Here is a 16,294-nt window from a genome sequence, read left to right on the forward strand (position 1 = left end):
GGGCCGATGTAGGACATGGATTTGTAAAACTATGAGGCTGGGCCAAGCGCCTCCTGCACTGCCGCTATCGCTGCCTCGATCGCCTGTTCCCGGCCAAGGCTGGTGGTGTCGATCACCAGCGCGTCAGGCGCTGCGCGAAGGGGTGCATCCTTGCGGCTGATGTCGCGCTCGTCGCGCATCACGATGTCGCGTTCGATTTCCACCAGCGGTATCTCAAGTTCGCGATCCTGCATTTCCATCCAGCGCCGCCGCGCGCGTTCATGAACGCTGGCGGTAATGAACAGCTTTACGTCGGCATCTGGCGCGATCACCGTGCCGATATCGCGCCCATCCAGCACCGCGCCGCCTGGCTGCGTGGCAAAGGCGCGCTGGCGCTCGAACAGCGCCTGGCGCACCGCCGGATGGATCGAGACGCGGCTGGCGAATCCGCCCGTTTCCTCGCTGCGCAAGGCTGGGTCAGCAAGTAGCTCGCTGGCGAATTCGCAACCGGCCAAGGCATCGGCGGGATCGTCAGGATTGCCGCCATCAAGCGCCACCTGCCGCCCGACTGCGCGATAGAGCAGGCCGGTGTCGAGATGCGGCAGGCCGAAATGCGCGGCCAACGCCTTGGCAATGGTGCCCTTGCCCGATGCGGTGGGGCCGTCAACGGCGATGATCATGCTGCGGCGTCCTCAAGCAGGCTTATGAAACCCGGAAAGCTGGTGGCGATGGGCGAGGTGTCGTCAACCTCTACTCCTTCACGGCTGGCAAGCCCGGCAATCGCCATGCTCATCGCGATACGGTGGTCGAGATGGGTGGCAATGGCGGCGCCTTTGGGCGTGCCGGTCAGCGGATCACCGCCGGTGCCGTGGATCACCAGTCCATCGTCAGTTTCCTCGACCCGCGCACCTGCCAGCGTCAGCGCGGCTGCCATCGCGGCCAGCCGGTCGCTTTCCTTGACCCGCAATTCATCGAGTCCGCTGGTTCGCGTTGTCCCCTGCGCCAGCGCGGCGGCCACGAACAGCACCGGAAATTCGTCGATCATGCTGGGTGCGACTGCCGGATCGACTTCGATCCCGGTGAGGATGGAATGGCGCACGCGCAAGTCCGCCACCGGCTCGCCGCCCACTTCGCGGCGGTTCAGTTCGTCGATACTGCCGCCCATCTGGCGCAGCACTTCGATCAGGCCCGCGCGGGTGGGATTGAGGCCGACGTTCTCGATCACCAGGTCGCTGCCTTCGGTAATCAGTGCGGCAACGATGAAAAAAGCGGCGGAAGAGGGATCGCCGGGCACCTCCACCCGCTGCGGCTTCAGTTCCGCCTCGCCGCGGATGCGGATGATTCGCTCCCCGCCGACCTGCTCTACCTCGAGTTCCGCATCGAAGCCTTTGAGCATGCGCTCCGAATGGTCGCGGGTTGGCACAGGTTCGATTACCGTGGTTATGCCCGGCGTGTTGAGCCCGGCAAGCAGCACGGCGCTTTTCACCTGCGCCGATGCCACAGGCAGGCGATAGCTGATCGGCACCGCTGGCTGCGCGCCGCGTATGGTCAGCGGCAGGGTGCCGCCCTCCGCCGCATGGAAGCTCGCTCCCATCCGGCTGAGCGGTTCGATCACGCGGCCCATCGGACGTTTCGAAAGGCTGGCATCGCCGACCAGGCGGGCGCTGATGGCATGGCTTGCGATGAGGCCCATCAGCAGGCGAGTGCTGGTGCCGCTGTTGCCCATATCGAGGTCGCTTTCAGGCTCTAGCAGCCCGCCTACGCCCACGCCGTGGATGCACCATTCATCGCCCCGTTGCTCGATCGTGGCGCCCATCTTGCGCATTGCCTGGGCAGTGGCCATCACGTCTTCGCCTTCAAGCAGGCCGGTAACGCGCGTTTCCCCCACCGCTAGCGCACCGAACATGATTGAACGGTGGCTGATCGACTTGTCGCCGGGAACGCGCAGGCGGCCATTGAACGGGCCAAGGGGCATGAAGCGGTGAGCAGGCAAGGGAATCTCGGCTGAAAACGGGGTTGCAGTTGCGAGCGCGGCTTTTGACAGCGCCATGCCCCTATGGCAAGGCGCGCCGCGCTCTTGATTCGGAGTGAATCGCTACCCATCAAGAAAGAGAAATTTTTGCGCGGCCCGCCAAGCACGAAACCGGGCCGGACCAAGGGAATACGAAAGATATGGCCAAGCCAGAATGGGGCACCAAGCGTTCCTGCCCCAAATGCGGGGAACGCTTCTACGATCTGGGTAATGACAATCCGGTGACTTGCATCGAATGCGGCGAGGAATGGGATCCAGAGCCCGTGCTCAAGCCCAAGCAGCCGATTCCGTTCGAAGAGGACGAGAAGAAGAAAAAGGAAGCCGAGGCTGACAGCGATCTTGGTGGCGATGACGATCTGGAAGAGCTGGGCGATATCGACGAAGATGACGATTCGCCTGACAATGACGTCGACCTTGGCGGCGATGACGACCTTGGCGTGAGCAAGGGCAAGGGCGACGACGAGGATGATGAAAGCTGATTTAGCTGTTGCAAAGGGGAGGCGCGCTTTATAAAGGGCGCTTCCCGCAGGCCTTAGGGCTTGCATGAATGACTGGCGCGGGGCCTTAGCTCAGCTGGGAGAGCGCTACAATGGCATTGTAGAGGTCAGCGGTTCGATCCCGCTAGGCTCCACCAGTCACTGTAAAAGTCGGTTTAACGACCGCACGCTGGCCGACGAGTATTCGTCCGCCGGCGTTTTTCGCGTTTACGGGAGTCCCCCGGAAAAAGTGGCGTTTCACTTTTTCAGTTCGGGAAACGACCGGAAAGGAACACCTGCCATGTCCGGCGGGCGAGGAGAAGAAGTCGATGTTTGACAATCTGTCCGATCGCCTTGGCGGGGTGTTCGACAAGCTCAAGGGCCGCGGCGCGCTGAAAGAGCAGGACGTGCGCGATGCCATGCGCGAAGTCCGCATCGCCCTGCTCGAAGCCGATGTCGCGCTGCCGGTCGCCCGCCGCTTTATCGATGCGGTAACCGAAAAGGCCGTGGGCCAGGACGTGCTGCGCTCGATCACGCCGGGGCAGCAGGTCGTCAAGATCGTCCATGACGAGCTGGTCGAGATGCTGGGCGGGGCGGATACTCCCGGCCTCGATCTCGATGCCAAACCGCCGGTGATGATCATGATGGTCGGCCTGCAAGGTTCAGGCAAGACCACCACCACCGCCAAGCTGGGCAAGCTGATCCGCGAGAAGCACGGCAAGAAGGCGCTGATGGCCTCGCTCGACGTCAACCGCCCTGCAGCGCAGGAGCAGCTGGCGGTGCTGGGCACGCAGGTCGATGTCGCCACCTTGCCAATCGTGGCGGGCCAGCAGCCGGTCGATATCGCGCGGCGCGCGATGGAAGCTGCGCGGCTGCAGAATGCCGATGTGTTGCTGCTCGATACCGCAGGGCGCTTGCATGTCGATGAAGCGCTGATGGCCGAAATGAAGGCCGTCGCAGGCGTTTCAACCCCGCACGAAGTGCTGCTGGTGGTTGACAGCCTGACCGGGCAGGATGCCGTCAACGTGGCCCAGAGCTTTAGCGGCGAAGTGCCGCTGACGGGCGTGATCCTGACCCGGATGGACGGCGATGCGCGCGGCGGTGCGGCGCTTTCCATGCGCCATGTCACCGGCAAGCCGATCAAGTTTGCGGGTACCGGTGAGAAGCTCGACGCGATCGAGGCCTTCCATCCCTCGCGCGTGGCCGACCGGATCCTGGGCATGGGCGATGTCGTCAGCCTGGTCGAAAAGGCCGCGGCGACGATCAAGGAAGCGGACGCCGAAGCGCTGGCCAAGCGCATGGCCAAGGGCCAGTTCGACCTCAACGATCTGCGCATGCAGCTGCAGCAGATGCAGAGCATGGGCGGGCTGGGCATGCTGGCAGGCATGATGCCGGGCATGAAGAAGGCCAAGGCGGCGCTCGCGGCGAGCAATATGGATGACAAGGTGCTGGTTCACATGGATGCGATCATCGGCTCGATGACGGCCAAGGAACGCGCGCGGCCCGAACTGATGAATGCCAAGCGCAAGAAACGCGTGGCGGCGGGTAGCGGCACCGATGTGCAGGCGGTCAACAAGGTGCTGAAGATGCATCAGGAGATGGGCCGCGCGATGAAGCAGATCAAGAAGATGGGCGGGCTCAAGGGGCTCGGCGCACTGTTCGGAAAAGGCGGCCTGGGCGGCGCCATGCCTGGCCTGGGCGGGCCCGGAATGGGTGCTGGAATGGGTGGCAATATGCCCGGACTGGGCGGGCCCAAGGGGCCGTCGGTCGATCCCGACACCCTGCCGCCCGATCTTCGTGATTTATTGAACAAGAAGTAATTTCAAGAATTTAGACTGGAAAGGTAATCTATTATGGCAGTTGCAATCCGTTTGTCGCGCGGTGGCGCGAAGAAGCGTCCTTATTACCGCATCGTGGTGTCGGACTCGCGCAGCGCGCGTGACGGCAAGTATCTTGAGCAGATCGGCGTCTACAACCCGATGCTGCCGAAGGATTCGGGTGAGCGCGTGAAGCTTGACGAAGATCGTGCGCGTCACTGGCTGTCGGTTGGTGCCAAGCCTTCTGACCGCGTGCACCGCTTCCTTGATGCAGCCGGCATCCTTGAGCGTGCTCCAAAGAGCAACCCGAAGAAGGGTGAGCCGGGCGAAGCAGCCAGGGAACGCGCCGAAGAAAAAGCAGCCAAGCTGGCTGAAGCCGAAGAAGCCGCCAAGGCTGCTGAAGAAGCATCTGCTGAAGAAGCTCCGGCCGAAGAAGAGGCAGTTGTCGAGGAAGCAGCCGCCGAGGAAGCTCCGGCTGAAGAAGCAGCCGCTGAAGAGGCTCCGGCTGAAGAGGCACCTGCTGAAGAGACACCTGCCGAAGAGGCTCCCGCCGAGGAGGCTACAGCCGAAGAAGCTCCGGCTGAAGAGGCTCCTGCCGAGGAAGCTCCCGCTGAGGACGCTGCTGAAGAAAAGGCCGAGTAAGCCTTCCCATGTCGAACAAGCCCGTCACCCTTGCCGCCATCACCGGTGCGCATGGCGTGGCGGGCGAAGTTCGCCTGAAGCTGCTGGGCGAGGGCGTCGATGCGCTTATCGCCCACAAGAGCTTCAATGAGGGGTCGCTGACCCTCACGAAAATCCGCAGCGACAACAAGGGCGGGGCGATTGCGCGCTTCGCCGAGGTTTCAGGCCGCGATGCGGCTGAAAAACTGCGCGGCACGTCGCTCAGCGTATCGCGTGAAAAACTGCCGTCGCTGCAAGAAGGCGAATACTATCACGCCGATCTGATCGGGCTTGCGGTCGTGACAGATAGCGGCGAGGGCATTGGCCGCACAATCGCCGTGCATAATTTCGGCGCCACCGATATCATCGAGATCGAGAAAGACCCTGCTCCCGAAAAGGGCCAGAAGACCTTTATGGTGCCGATGACGCCGCAGGCGGTTCCCAGGTGGGATGCCGAGTGGCTGGTAATCTCCGGCGACTTTGTGGATCAGTGAAGTCCGTGGGCAGCGCTTGAAGGGCCGAGGCTGACTTTTCGGGGCTGGGGGCGCCTGTCAGCCTCGGCCCGACGGTATCGGCTCGCATGTGGGGGTCATACGAGCCGGGGAGCAACGGTCACGGCATCGGGTAGGCCGAGCGTTGCCAGCAACCAGGCCACGCTGAAGAGCAGTGTGGTCGAGGCAGTTGCGCCAAGTCCGGCGAGGAACGAAGGCAAATAGCTATGCCTCTGGCCTTCGTCGTTCGCCGGATCGAAGCCGAGCAACTTGACTTCAATGGATGACAGATAGGGCTTGAGCTGTTCGATCAGGTTTTTCTCGTTCTCGATTGGACGACCGGCGAACAGATCGCTGTCCCTCCGGATAATCTGGGCTTCCAACATTGGTATTCTCCTTGACTCGTGATTGATGCCAAATGCCTCATTCGTACGCATTGAGCCAACAAAAGCGCTGGCAATAGCTATAAGTTGAATTTATAGGTAATGGAATGAATCGGCTCCCTCCTCTTACCGCTGTCCGCGCCTTCGAGGCGGCGGGCCGCCATGAGAATTTTTCGCGAGCGGCGGAGGAACTGGGGCTGACACAGGCGGCCATAAGCTATCAAATCCGCCAATTGGAAGACCGGGTCGGCAAGCCACTGTTTGTGCGTGAAAAGGGCCGCGTCAGGCTGTCCGAGGCGGGCCAGCGGTTGCTTCCGGCGGTCAGCGGCGGCTTTGCCGGAATTGCCGATGCATTTGAAACGCTGCGCGAAGATGACGCGGAAATCCTGTCGGTGAATGCTTCCATGTCGATCGGCGGGGCGTGGCTTTCAGCGCGGATCGGTCGCTTCCAACTGCGCTATCCGGACATTGCCGTGCGGCTTTCGCTGTCGAACGAACTTATCGACTTTGCCGGCAGCAGCGTCGATGTGGCATTGCGGGCCGGTCGCGGACAATGGAGCGGGCTGCGCGCAGATTTCCTGTTTCGACAGCACTTTTCGCCGGTCTGCACCGCCGAATTTATCGAACGCAATGCAATCTCGAAACCGGAAGATATCTTGCGGGTTGAAAGGCTTTCGCCCAACGATTCCGTGTGGAACAACTGGTTTGCCGCTGCTGGGCTGGACACTCCACCGCCGCCGCCGCGCCCGGGCGTGGTCATGGATAGCCAGATGCAGGAAGCGAGCGCGATTCTTGGAGGTTATGGCATTGCCTTGCTCACGCCGATCTTCTGGCGCGCGGACATCGATTCAGGTCGGCTGGTCCAGCCGTTCGAATCGCTCTACGTGCCGCTCAGTTCGCATTATCTCGTAAATCCGGCGGGCAGGGTCGGTGTGCGCAAGGTCGAGCGTTTCCGCGAATGGCTGCACGACGAACTGTTGGAAGAGCGCAAGCATTCGCGCGCAACAATATGGGAAGTTCCCGAATGAGTTTTGCCGCCACCATCCTCACGCTTTACCCAGAGATGTTTCCGGGGCCGCTGGGCGTTTCGCTGGCGGGCAAGGCATTGGAGCGGGGGGACTGGTCGTGCGAAACTGTCCAGATCCGCGATTTCGCCACTGACAAGCATCGCACCGTCGATGACACGCCAGCCGGCGGCGGGGCGGGCATGGTGCTGAAAGCAGATGTGCTGGCGAGGGCGCTTGACTCAATCCTCCCCGAAACGGGGAGGGGGACCGTCGAAGACGGTGGAGGGGCACCTCCCGCAAATACGCCCATGCCCCTTCACCATCCGGCGGCCGAGGCCTTGGATGGTCCCCCTTCCTCGCTGGGGGAGGATATTCGCCCCATCCTCGCCATGACCCCGCGCGGCAAGCCGATCACCCAGGCGCGCATCCGCGAACTTGCCGCCGGACCAGGCGTCATCATCATCTGCGGGCGGTTCGAAGGCTTCGATGAAAGGCTGTTCGAGGCGCGCCCCGAGATCGAGCAGGTCAGCCTTGCAGACATCGTTCTCTCGGGCGGGGAGCCCGCCGCGCTGGCCATACTTGACGCTTGCATTCGCCTGCTCCCCGGCGTAATGGGCGCGCCTTCAAGCGGGCACGAGGAATCCTTCGAAGACGGATTGCTCGAATATCCGCAATACACCCGACCTCAAGAGTGGGAAGGGCGCACGATCCCTGAAGTGCTGCGATCGGGGGATCATGCGAAAGTCGCTGCCTGGCGCAAAGCCCAGGCGGAAGAGACAACACGGCTACGCAGGCCGGACTTATGGGAACGCTACAGTGGCGATCCGGTCCGCTCTGCCTCTGGTGCGCAGTCGAAAAAGAAGGAAATGGACCAGTGAATCTGATCCAGCAGATCGAAGCGGAAGAAATTGCCAAAGCTGGCAAGGATATTCCTGAATTTCGTGCCGGCGACACCGTTCGCGTGGGCGTGAAGGTCAAGGAAGGCAATCGCGAACGTATTCAGAATTTCGAAGGTGTGGTGATCGCCCGTTCGAACCGCTCCATCAACAGCAATTTCACCGTGCGCAAGATGAGCTTCGGCGAAGGTGTGGAGCGTGTGTTCCCGCTCTACGCGCCGATCGTCGACAGCATCACCGTGGTTCGCCGCGGCGTGGTGCGCCGGGCCAAGCTTTACTATCTGCGTGGCCGCACCGGCAAGCGTGCGCGCATCGCCGAACGCCGCGACAACGCGCCCAAGGCATAGGCCGCGGCGTAAACAACGCGAAGCATTCAAAGGGCGGCCCTGCGGGGTCGCCCTTTTTCGTTTGGGCTTTGCAATCACTTCCGATTTTCGTCATTGCGAGCAACCGAAAGCTTGCGCGGCAATCCATCGCTCGTCCATGGATTGCTTCGCTCTGCTCGCAATGACGAGGTCTGAATTGGAATGCGCTCCTTACTTTTTGCAGCCGCTCTGCTTGCCGCCGCTCCTGCCTTTGCGGAGGAGCCAATGACCGCTGAAGCCCCCAGCCTCACCTTCGAGCGCGTCTTCGCATCGCCTTCGCTTGACGGGCCGAGCCCGCGCCAGCCCAAGCTTTCGCCAGACGGGCGCTGGCTGACCTTGCTGCGCAACCGCGAAACGGACCGCGAACGCTACGATTTGTGGGGTTATGACCGCGAAAGCGGCGAATGGACCATGCTGGTCGACAGTGAAAAGCTCGGTTCGGGCCGCGAGCTTTCCGAAGACGAGAAGATGCAGCGCGAACGGCTGCGTGTCGGCAATCTCAAGGGCATCATCAGCTATCAATGGGCGAGCGACGGTACATCGGTGCTCGTCCCGCTCGATGGCGATCTTTACCTTGCCGGGCTCGATGGCAGCGTGACGCGCCTGACCGATACAGAGGAAAGCGAACTCAATCCCGCGCTCAGCCCCAAATCGGCGTTTGTCTCATTCGTGCGCGATCGCCAACTGTGGGTCGGCAAGGCAGGGGAAGAGGCCAGGCCGGTTACGCCCAGGGAAGCCGATACGATCCGCTGGGGCGAGGCGGAATTCGTCGCGCAGGAAGAAATGGACCGCCACACCGGTTTCTGGTGGGCACCCGATGAAAGCCGCCTGGTGGTTCAGCGCACCGATGAAAGCCCGGTTGGAGTGGTCACCCGCGCGGCGATCGGCGCGACCGGCACCAAAGTGTTTGACCAGCGCTATCCCGCCGCGGGCACAGACAATGCGATCGTCGAACTCTATGTGATGGACCCTGATGGCCAGAACCGGGTCAGGATCGATCTGGGCGAGGAAGCCGACATCTATGTTGCGCGCGTCGACTGGTCACCCGATGGCAGCGCGATCTATGTTCAGCGCCAGAACCGTGAGCAGACCGTGCTGGACATGCTGAAGGTTGATCCGGCCACCGGCGCAAGCGAAACCTGGTTCACCGAGCATGCTGCGCGCGCGAATTACTGGATCAATCTGGGCAATGACTACCGCTTCATGGATGACGGATCGTTGATCTGGTGGAGCGAGCGCGACGGTTTCGGGCATCTCTATCATTTCAGGAATGGCCAGTGGACCCAGCTGACCAGCGGCGAATGGGTTGTCACCCGGCTTGCGGGCGTCGACCAGAAGCAGGGCCGCCTCTATTTTGAAGGCAATGCCGATGGCGTGCTCGAACGGCATGTCTACGCGCTCGATCTCGATACGCCCGGCAAGTGGGACCGGTTGACCGAGCCAGGCTATGTCCATGCCGCAGTGATGGACGACAAGGCGCAGTCCCTGCTGGTGACGCGCTCATCGCCCACCCAGCCTTCGCAGACCTATCTTGCCGATACGGCAGGAAAACGCATCGCCTGGGTCGAAGAAAATGCGCTTGATGCCAGCCATCCCTATGCGCCCTATCTCGCCAGCCATGTCGCGCCCGAATTCGGCACGGTCGCCGCAGATGACGGAACGCCGCTGCACTGGATGATGCTCAAGCCTGATATGGAACCGGGCAAGCAATATCCGGTGCTGTTCTATCATTATGGCGGGCCAGGGCCGCAAATGGTCGATCGCGCCTGGGAAGGCGCGCTGGCGCAGGCCGTAGTGGACCGGGGCTATATCTGGTTCGTGCTCGATAATCGGGGAAGTGCGAATCGCGGCGTCGAATTCGAACAACCGCTTTATCAAGCAATGGGCGGGGTCGAGGTCGCCGACCAGAAAGCGGGGGCGGAGTTCCTCAAGACGCTCGATTTCGTCGATCCGGCCAAGATCGCGCTCTATGGCTGGTCCTATGGCGGTTACATGACGCTCAAGCAGTTACAGGCCGACCCCGGCCTCTATGCCGCCGGGATTGCCGGGGCGCCGGTGACCAGGTGGGAGCTTTATGACACCCATTATACCGAGCGCTATATGGGTGACCCGAACAAGCTGCCCGAGGCCTATCGCGCGGCCAATGCAACGGAGAATGCCGCGAAGATTGCCGACCCGCTGCTGCTGATCCACGGCATGGCGGATGACAACGTCGTATTCGAGCATTCATCCGAATTGATCGCCAAGCTGCAAGGCAGCAACACGAAGTTCGAGATGATGCTCTATCCCGGCCAGACGCACCGCGTGGCGGGCGAGCAGATTTCGCCGCATCTGTGGAACACCATCTTCAATTTCCTTGAGCGGCACGGGGTCACTGCGCCGGAGTGACGGTTTAGCCGCCCCAAGCCGAATTATTTTGCAGTGCAGCGCACAGACGCTATGGCCTCGCGTCTTGCCTTTAATGGAGTTAGTGTGAATGGGCTATCGAGTGGCGATTGTCGGGGCGACGGGGAATGTCGGGCGCGAGATGATGCAGATTCTCGCCGAACGTGAGTTTCCGTGCGACGAGGTTGCGGCGGTTGCATCGAGCCGTTCGATCGGCACCGAAGTGGAATTCGGCGACACCGGCAAGATGCTCAAATGCAAGAATATCGAGCATTTCGACTTCACCGGCTGGGATATCGCCCTGTTCGCGGCAGGCTCGGGCCCGGCCAAGGAATATGCGCCCAAGGCGGCGGCAGCCGGCTGCGTGGTGATCGACAACAGCTCGCTCTACCGGATGGACCCTGACGTGCCGCTGGTGGTGCCTGAGGTGAACCCCGACGCGATCGACGGCTATGCCAAGCGCAACATCATCGCCAATCCCAATTGCTCGACCGCGCAGCTGGTGGTTGCGCTCAAGCCCCTGCACGATGCCGCCACAATCAAGCGGGTTGTGGTGTCGACCTATCAATCGGTTTCGGGCGCGGGCAAGGCGGGGATGGACGAACTGTTCAACCAGAGCCGCGCAATCTTTGTCGGCGATCCGGTTATGGTGGAAAAATTCACCAAGCAGATCGCCTTCAACGTGATCCCGCATATCGACGTGTTCCTGGATGATGGCTCGACCAAGGAAGAATGGAAGATGGTGGTCGAGACCAAGAAAATCCTCGACCCCCGGATCAAGCTCAACGCTACCTGCGTGCGGGTGCCGGTGTTCGTGGGCCATTCCGAGGCGGTCAATATCGAGTTCGAGAACGAGCTTTCCGCCGAGCAGGCACAGGACATCCTGCGCGAGGCGCCTGGCGTGATGCTGGTCGACAAGCGTGAAGACGGCGGATACGTCACCCCGGTCGAATGCGCGGGCGACGGCGCGACCTATGTCAGCCGCGTGCGCGAAGACCCGACGGTGGAGAACGGCATTACCCTGTGGTGCGTATCGGACAATCTGCGCAAGGGCGCTGCGCTCAACGCGGTGCAGATTGCCGAGCTGCTGGGGCGCCGCCATCTCAAGAAGGGTTGACGCCCGCAGGCCTTAGTGCGGGGCTGCCTCGGCCACAGGGGCGGCTCTCGCTCGCCGGTTGACCCGCAGCAGGAAGGCGAGCGGGGCAGCGGCAAGCGTGACCCACATCATCAGCCAGAAATCATTGATATAGGCGATCATTGCTGCTTGCCGGTTCACCTCGGCATCGGCAATCCGCAGCACCACGTCCCCCATGGCCTGAAATCGTTCGATCGTCGAAACGTCGATAATATTGCCGGTCAGCGCAGTAACATGTCCGGCAAGGTCGCTGTGGCTGACCTGGATATTGCGGCCCAGCAACACCATCATCAAGGCGATCCCCGCCGAAGCGCCCAGCGAACGGCTCAGGTTGAGCAGACTCGATCCTTCCGTCCGCAGGTGCGGGGGCAGCGTGGCGAAGGCCACCACCTGCAGGGGAATGAATACCAGCCCCATGCCCAGCCCCTGGATCAGGCCCGAACCGATGATATGCATATTGTCGACTGCCAGCGACCAATGCGCCATCTGCCACAATGAATAGGCGGTCATCAAAAGCCCGGTGGCCACGATCGCCCGCGCATCGAACCCCCAGCGCATCATCAGCCCGGATAACTGCATGCTGATCAGAATACCCACTCCGCGCGGCATCAGCACTATGCCGGTGTCGATCACGCCATAGCCGAACAGGTTTTGCAGCATTGGCGGCAACAGCGCCATCACCGCGAACATGACCACGCCGGTAAGCAGCATGAACAGCAACGAAATCACGAAATTGCGATCGGTAAACAGCCGGACGTGGAACAAGGGATTATCCGCCGTCGCCAGGTGCACCACCACCATCCAGGCCGCCGCCGCCGCCACGATTGTGTAAATCCAGATTTCGGTGGCATCGAACCAGTCAACGTGGCCGCCGCGATCGAGCAGCAGCTGGAGCCCCGAAAGCGCCAGGGCAAGAAGGATAAACCCGGTCAGGTCGAACCGCCGTTTGCGCTTTTCACGATGCGGCAGGAAAGCGATCAGCGTAGCCAGTGAAAGAATCCCGATTGGCAGGTTGACGTAAAACACCCAGCGCCAGTTGGCCGATTCGGTCAGCCAACCACCCAGAATGGGCCCCAGGATCGGACCGATCATGATTCCCATCCCCCAGATCGCCATCACCTGCGGATGTTTGCTGGGTTTGGTGACATCAAGCATGAATGCCTGGCTGAGCGGTGCGATAAAGGCCCCGGCGACGCCCTGAAGCGCGCGGAAGGCGATCATCTCCTCAAGGTTCTGGGCCATGCCGCACAACATTGAGGCGATGATGAACCCCGCCACCGATCCGATGAACAATCGCCGAGCACCGATCTGGTCAGCCAGCCAGCCGGTGATCGGCAAGGCAATGGCTGAGGCGATGATATAGCTGGTCAGTACCCAGGTGACGCTGTCGATCGTCGCGCCCAGCGAAGCCTGCATATGCGGGATCGCGACATTGGCGATGGTGGTATCGAGGATCTGCAGCAGCGATGCAGACATGACCCCGATAATCAGCAGCCAGTAATTGCCGGTCTGAAGATATGCCTCATCCCCGGTAACAGTGCCGGGCAGGGCTTCGGATGCGGGGGAAGGGGCAGCAGCGCTGGCCACGGATTACTTGCCGCGCGGGTCGGTATAGACCGTTACATCGCTCGAAAGGCCGGCGATCAGGCGCTTTTCGCTCTGCTGGTCGATCGCAATGCGCACGGGCACGCGCTGTGTTACCTTGACCCAGTTGCCAGTGGCGTTCTGGGCAGGCAGCACCGAAAATTCCGAACCTGTGCCGGCACCGATGGTTTCGACATGGCCGGTCAGCTCAAGGCCGGGATAGGCATCGAATTCGACCTTGGCGCGCTGGCCGGGGGCCATGTCGGTAAGGTCGGTTTCCTTGAAATTGGCTTCGATATAGGTCGATTGCTCGGCCACCAGCGTCAGCACCGGCAGGCCGGAGACGAGCTGTTGCCCGGGTTGCAGGCGGTCAGCCTGTGCCACGCGCCCGGCGATCGGTGCGCGCACTTCGGTGCGGGCAAGCGCGAGCTGGGCATTGGCCTTGCTCGCCAGTGCCGCGGCAACCTGCGGATTCACGCCGGGCACGGCCGCGCCGGTGGCAAGCCTGGCGCGCGCCTCGCGCTGGCGCGCCTGCGCCTGGCGCAATTGTTCGCGTGCCTTGGCCAGTTCGTGCGAGGCGGCGTCAAAATCGGCCTTGGTGCTGAAGCCGCGCTTGTGCAGCGCATCAACGCGGTCAAATTTGGCTTGGGCAAACGCGATGTCTTCGCGCGCGGCGGAAATATCGACCCCGGTCAGATCGGTCGAATTGCTCAGCGCGATGACATTGGCCTGCGCAGCTGCGATCGCGGCATCTGCCTCTGCCAGCTGCAACAGGTATGGTTCGGGATCGATCCGGAACAGCAATTGCCCGGCTTCGACCATGTCGCCGTCTTCGACCATGATTTCGATAATCTTGCCGCTCACCTCGGCGCTGATCGAAACCTTGTCCTGTTTGACATAGGCATTGTCGGTCGAGACCTTGCCTTGCAGGCCAAGCCAGTAAATCCCCGCTCCGGCCAGCAGCAGCAACGGAACCGATAGCATGGTTATCAGCCGCAGCCAGCGATTGCGCGGGCGGGCCTTGGGCCCCGCATTTGCTTCATCGGGTATCGCCTGGGGCTCCAGATCGGAGAAAGCTGGATCTGCTTCAGCCATTGACCACCGCCCCCTGGCGCGCGAGCGCAAGGTTGGTGCCCATACGCTCCAGAAGTTGCGACAGTGCTTGCCTGTCAGCGTCACAAAACCCGCGCAGCACTTCGCCGAACATATCTTCGACGATTGCCTCAAGCCGGGTTACGATGCCCTTGCTCTTGGCGGTAAGATGCAGGATGCGCGCGCGCCGGTCGCTCGGGTCCGGGCGCCGCTTGATCCACCCTGCATCCTCCATCCGGTCGATGATCCGGGTCAAGGTGATTGGCTCGACTTCAAGCAATTCTGCATAATGGGCCTGATTTTGCCCGCCCTGCCGTTCAAGCGACAAGAGCAGCCTAGCCTGCACGGCGGTAAGCCCCAGGCTGCGCACACGGTCGTCAAACAGGCGGCGCAACATGCGCGAATTGTCTGCCATCCGGTAGCCAAGTTCGGAAACCATGCGTGCACATATAATAAGCTGGCTTAGTAAGTGCAAGCGAAGGCTGGCAAGGCGCTTAAAACGCGGCTAGCGTGCCGCCATGACACTCAAGGCAGATCTCTTTTTCAGCTTTCGTTCGCCCTACAGCTATCTCGCAGTGGGCCGCTATCGGGCAATGACCGAGGAATTTGACCTCGATATTGCGCTGCGTCCGGTTTGGCCGCTGGCGCTGCGCCAATCCGATTTCTTCGAACGCAACCACTCCAACTGGCTGGGCTATACCATGCGCGACATGATCCGCGTGGCGCAGTTCCACGGTATACCTTTTGGTGCGCCGCGCCCCGATCCGATCATCCAGAACATTATGACGCGCGAGATTGCGCCCGAGCAGCCTCATATCCGCCGGATCACGCGGTTGGGGCAGGCGGCGGCGCGGCGCGGCACGGGGCTTGGCTTTGCGGCTGAGGCCGCGGCGCTGATCTGGGGCGGGGCCGAGGGCTGGAACGAGGGCGATCACCTGGCTGGCGCCGCTGCGCGTGCCGGGCTGGATCTGGCCGAACTCGATGCCGAAGTTGCAGCACAGGCCGATTCGCTTGATGCCGAGATCGCCACCAATCAGCAGGCGCTGGAGGATGCGGGGCATTGGGGCGTGCCGACTTTGGTTTTTGCCGGTGAGCCCTTCTTCGGCCAGGACCGGATCGACATGGTCAAGTGGCGGATGGAGCAAAAGGGGCTGAAAAAGCGGTGAGCGGGGTCGAGACTTCGTATTTCACAAGCTTCGATGGTACCAAACTGGCGATCCATCGCATAGGTGAGGGGCCTCCGGTCATTTTGCTGCACGGGCTGTTTTCCAGTTCCGAAATGAACTGGATCAAATGGGGCCATGACCAGCGGATTGCGCGTGAGGGCTTCGAAGTCATCATGCTTGATTTCCGCGTGCATGGGCAAAGCGAAAGCCCGTCCGATCCCGCTGCCTATCCCGAAAATGTGCTGGTGCGCGATGTTGCTGCATTGATCGAATATCTCGGATTTGAGGATTATGATCTCGGCGGTTTCTCGCTCGGCGCGCGCACCGCGCTGCATGCGGTGGCGGGCGGCGTGTTACACCCGCAAAGGCTGATCGTGGGCGGGATGGGCACCGCCGGGCTGGGCGAATGGCAGAAGCGTTCGGCGCATTTCAAGCGCGTGATCGACGAATTCGACACGATGAAACCCGATGATCCGGCGTGGTACTCGCGCCAGTTCCTCAAATCGCAAGGCGTTGACCGGGCCGCAGCACGCATGTTGCTGGGCACCATGCCGGACATGGCGCTGGATAAGCTGGCCAACGTCACCATGCCTGCATTGGTGGTGTGCGGCGATGAGGATCGTGACAATGGATCGGCGGAGGAGCTGGCGGCAATGCTGCCCAATGCCACTTTCGTCGAAACACCCGGCAATCACCTGATCAGCGCGACAAAGCCGGAGATGGGTGAGGCAATTGCCCGTTTTCTTGCCGGTTGATCCAGGCTGGATCGCCATTCATCGATTTTTCAGGGCAGACGCTTGATTCAACGGCTCTGCGCGGCCAAACT

Annotated in this window: 16 protein-coding genes, 1 tRNA gene and 1 pseudogene; 12 read left to right on the forward strand and 6 right to left on the reverse strand. The window is 61.7% G+C overall.

The window, feature by feature from the left end:
* Positions 1–29: 29 nt before the first annotated feature.
* Complete coding sequence (locus ACX2DJ_RS12010; protein WP_462572902.1) at positions 30–659, reverse strand: (d)CMP kinase; 630 nt, start codon at positions 657–659, stop codon at positions 30–32.
* A complete protein-coding gene (gene aroA, locus ACX2DJ_RS12015) occupies positions 656–1,954 on the reverse strand; it encodes a 3-phosphoshikimate 1-carboxyvinyltransferase (RefSeq protein WP_462573087.1) in 1,299 nt (432 codons plus the stop codon). The genes ACX2DJ_RS12010 and aroA overlap by 4 nt, the downstream gene beginning before the upstream one ends.
* A gap of 197 nt (positions 1,955–2,151) precedes the next feature.
* On the opposite strand from aroA, the gene ACX2DJ_RS12020 reads away from it, so the two are divergent.
* The 5 genes and pseudogenes from ACX2DJ_RS12020 (at position 2,152) to rimM (ending at position 5,458) form a co-directional block, all read left to right on the forward strand.
* The gene (locus ACX2DJ_RS12020) at positions 2,152–2,490 is read left to right on the forward strand and encodes a TIGR02300 family protein (protein WP_462572904.1); all 339 of its coding nucleotides are present in this window, start codon (positions 2,152–2,154) and stop codon (positions 2,488–2,490) included.
* 79 nt (positions 2,491–2,569) lie between these two features.
* Positions 2,570–2,645: transfer RNA gene (locus ACX2DJ_RS12025), tRNA-Ala, on the forward strand.
* A gap of 171 nt (positions 2,646–2,816) precedes the next feature.
* Complete coding sequence (gene ffh / locus ACX2DJ_RS12030) at positions 2,817–4,307, forward strand: signal recognition particle protein (RefSeq protein WP_462572906.1); 1,491 nt, start codon at positions 2,817–2,819, stop codon at positions 4,305–4,307.
* A 33-nt stretch (positions 4,308–4,340) separates the two neighbouring features.
* Positions 4,341–4,805 (forward strand): annotated as a pseudogene (rpsP, locus tag ACX2DJ_RS12035) (30S ribosomal protein S16); the annotation flags it as partial.
* Positions 4,806–4,954: 149 nt separating this feature from the next.
* Positions 4,955–5,458, forward strand: a complete 504-nt coding sequence (rimM, locus tag ACX2DJ_RS12040) for a ribosome maturation factor RimM (protein ID WP_462572907.1) — start codon at positions 4,955–4,957, stop codon at positions 5,456–5,458.
* A 95-nt stretch (positions 5,459–5,553) separates the two neighbouring features.
* Here the strand turns inward: rimM and ACX2DJ_RS12045 are convergent, their stop codons facing one another.
* The gene (locus ACX2DJ_RS12045) at positions 5,554–5,841 is read right to left on the reverse strand and encodes a hypothetical protein (protein ID WP_462572908.1); all 288 of its coding nucleotides are present in this window, start codon (positions 5,839–5,841) and stop codon (positions 5,554–5,556) included.
* Positions 5,842–5,945: 104 nt separating this feature from the next.
* Here ACX2DJ_RS12045 and ACX2DJ_RS12050 point away from each other — a divergent pair, with 104 nt between their 5' ends.
* The 5 genes from ACX2DJ_RS12050 (at position 5,946) to ACX2DJ_RS12070 (ending at position 11,608) form a co-directional block, all read left to right on the forward strand.
* Positions 5,946–6,866, forward strand: coding sequence for a LysR substrate-binding domain-containing protein (locus ACX2DJ_RS12050; protein WP_462572909.1), 921 nt, complete (start codon positions 5,946–5,948; stop codon positions 6,864–6,866).
* Positions 6,863–7,723: a tRNA (guanosine(37)-N1)-methyltransferase TrmD gene (trmD, locus tag ACX2DJ_RS12055; protein WP_462572911.1), complete on the forward strand. Its 861-nt coding sequence runs from the start codon at positions 6,863–6,865 to the stop codon at positions 7,721–7,723. Before ACX2DJ_RS12050 ends, trmD begins: the two co-directional genes overlap by 4 nt.
* Positions 7,720–8,088 carry a 50S ribosomal protein L19 gene (gene rplS, locus ACX2DJ_RS12060; RefSeq protein ID WP_462572912.1) on the forward strand — a complete coding sequence of 123 codons (369 nt, stop codon included), beginning with the start codon at positions 7,720–7,722 and terminating at the stop codon, positions 8,086–8,088. Before trmD ends, rplS begins: the two co-directional genes overlap by 4 nt.
* 180 nt (positions 8,089–8,268) lie before the next feature.
* Positions 8,269–10,494: a S9 family peptidase gene (locus ACX2DJ_RS12065; RefSeq protein WP_462572913.1), complete on the forward strand. Its 2,226-nt coding sequence runs from the start codon at positions 8,269–8,271 to the stop codon at positions 10,492–10,494.
* An 88-nt stretch (positions 10,495–10,582) separates the two neighbouring features.
* Positions 10,583–11,608, forward strand: a complete 1,026-nt coding sequence (locus tag ACX2DJ_RS12070; protein WP_462572914.1) for an aspartate-semialdehyde dehydrogenase — start codon at positions 10,583–10,585, stop codon at positions 11,606–11,608.
* A gap of 12 nt (positions 11,609–11,620) precedes the next feature.
* On the opposite strand, the gene ACX2DJ_RS12075 is transcribed toward ACX2DJ_RS12070, so the two are convergent.
* From ACX2DJ_RS12075 to ACX2DJ_RS12085, 3 genes are read right to left on the reverse strand one after another with little or no spacing between them, the layout of a single operon-like run.
* Positions 11,621–13,213 carry a DHA2 family efflux MFS transporter permease subunit gene (locus ACX2DJ_RS12075; protein ID WP_462572915.1) on the reverse strand — a complete coding sequence of 531 codons (1,593 nt, stop codon included), beginning with the start codon at positions 13,211–13,213 and terminating at the stop codon, positions 11,621–11,623.
* 3 nt (positions 13,214–13,216) lie between these two features.
* Positions 13,217–14,305, reverse strand: coding sequence for an HlyD family secretion protein (locus tag ACX2DJ_RS12080; RefSeq protein ID WP_462572917.1), 1,089 nt, complete (start codon positions 14,303–14,305; stop codon positions 13,217–13,219).
* Positions 14,298–14,741, reverse strand: a complete 444-nt coding sequence (locus ACX2DJ_RS12085) for a MarR family winged helix-turn-helix transcriptional regulator (protein WP_462572919.1) — start codon at positions 14,739–14,741, stop codon at positions 14,298–14,300. The genes ACX2DJ_RS12080 and ACX2DJ_RS12085 overlap by 8 nt, the downstream gene beginning before the upstream one ends.
* 79 nt (positions 14,742–14,820) lie before the next feature.
* Here ACX2DJ_RS12085 and ACX2DJ_RS12090 point away from each other — a divergent pair, with 79 nt between their 5' ends.
* Together ACX2DJ_RS12090 and ACX2DJ_RS12095 are read left to right on the forward strand one after the other, a co-directional pair.
* A complete protein-coding gene (locus tag ACX2DJ_RS12090; protein WP_462572920.1) occupies positions 14,821–15,468 on the forward strand; it encodes a 2-hydroxychromene-2-carboxylate isomerase in 648 nt (215 codons plus the stop codon).
* Entirely contained in the window at positions 15,465–16,223 is a 759-nt protein-coding gene (locus ACX2DJ_RS12095) for an alpha/beta fold hydrolase (protein WP_462572921.1), read from the forward strand. Before ACX2DJ_RS12090 ends, ACX2DJ_RS12095 begins: the two co-directional genes overlap by 4 nt.
* The last annotated feature ends 71 nt before the right edge of the window (positions 16,224–16,294 follow it).

Source organism: Altererythrobacter chaiwopuensis (assembly GCF_054957755.1).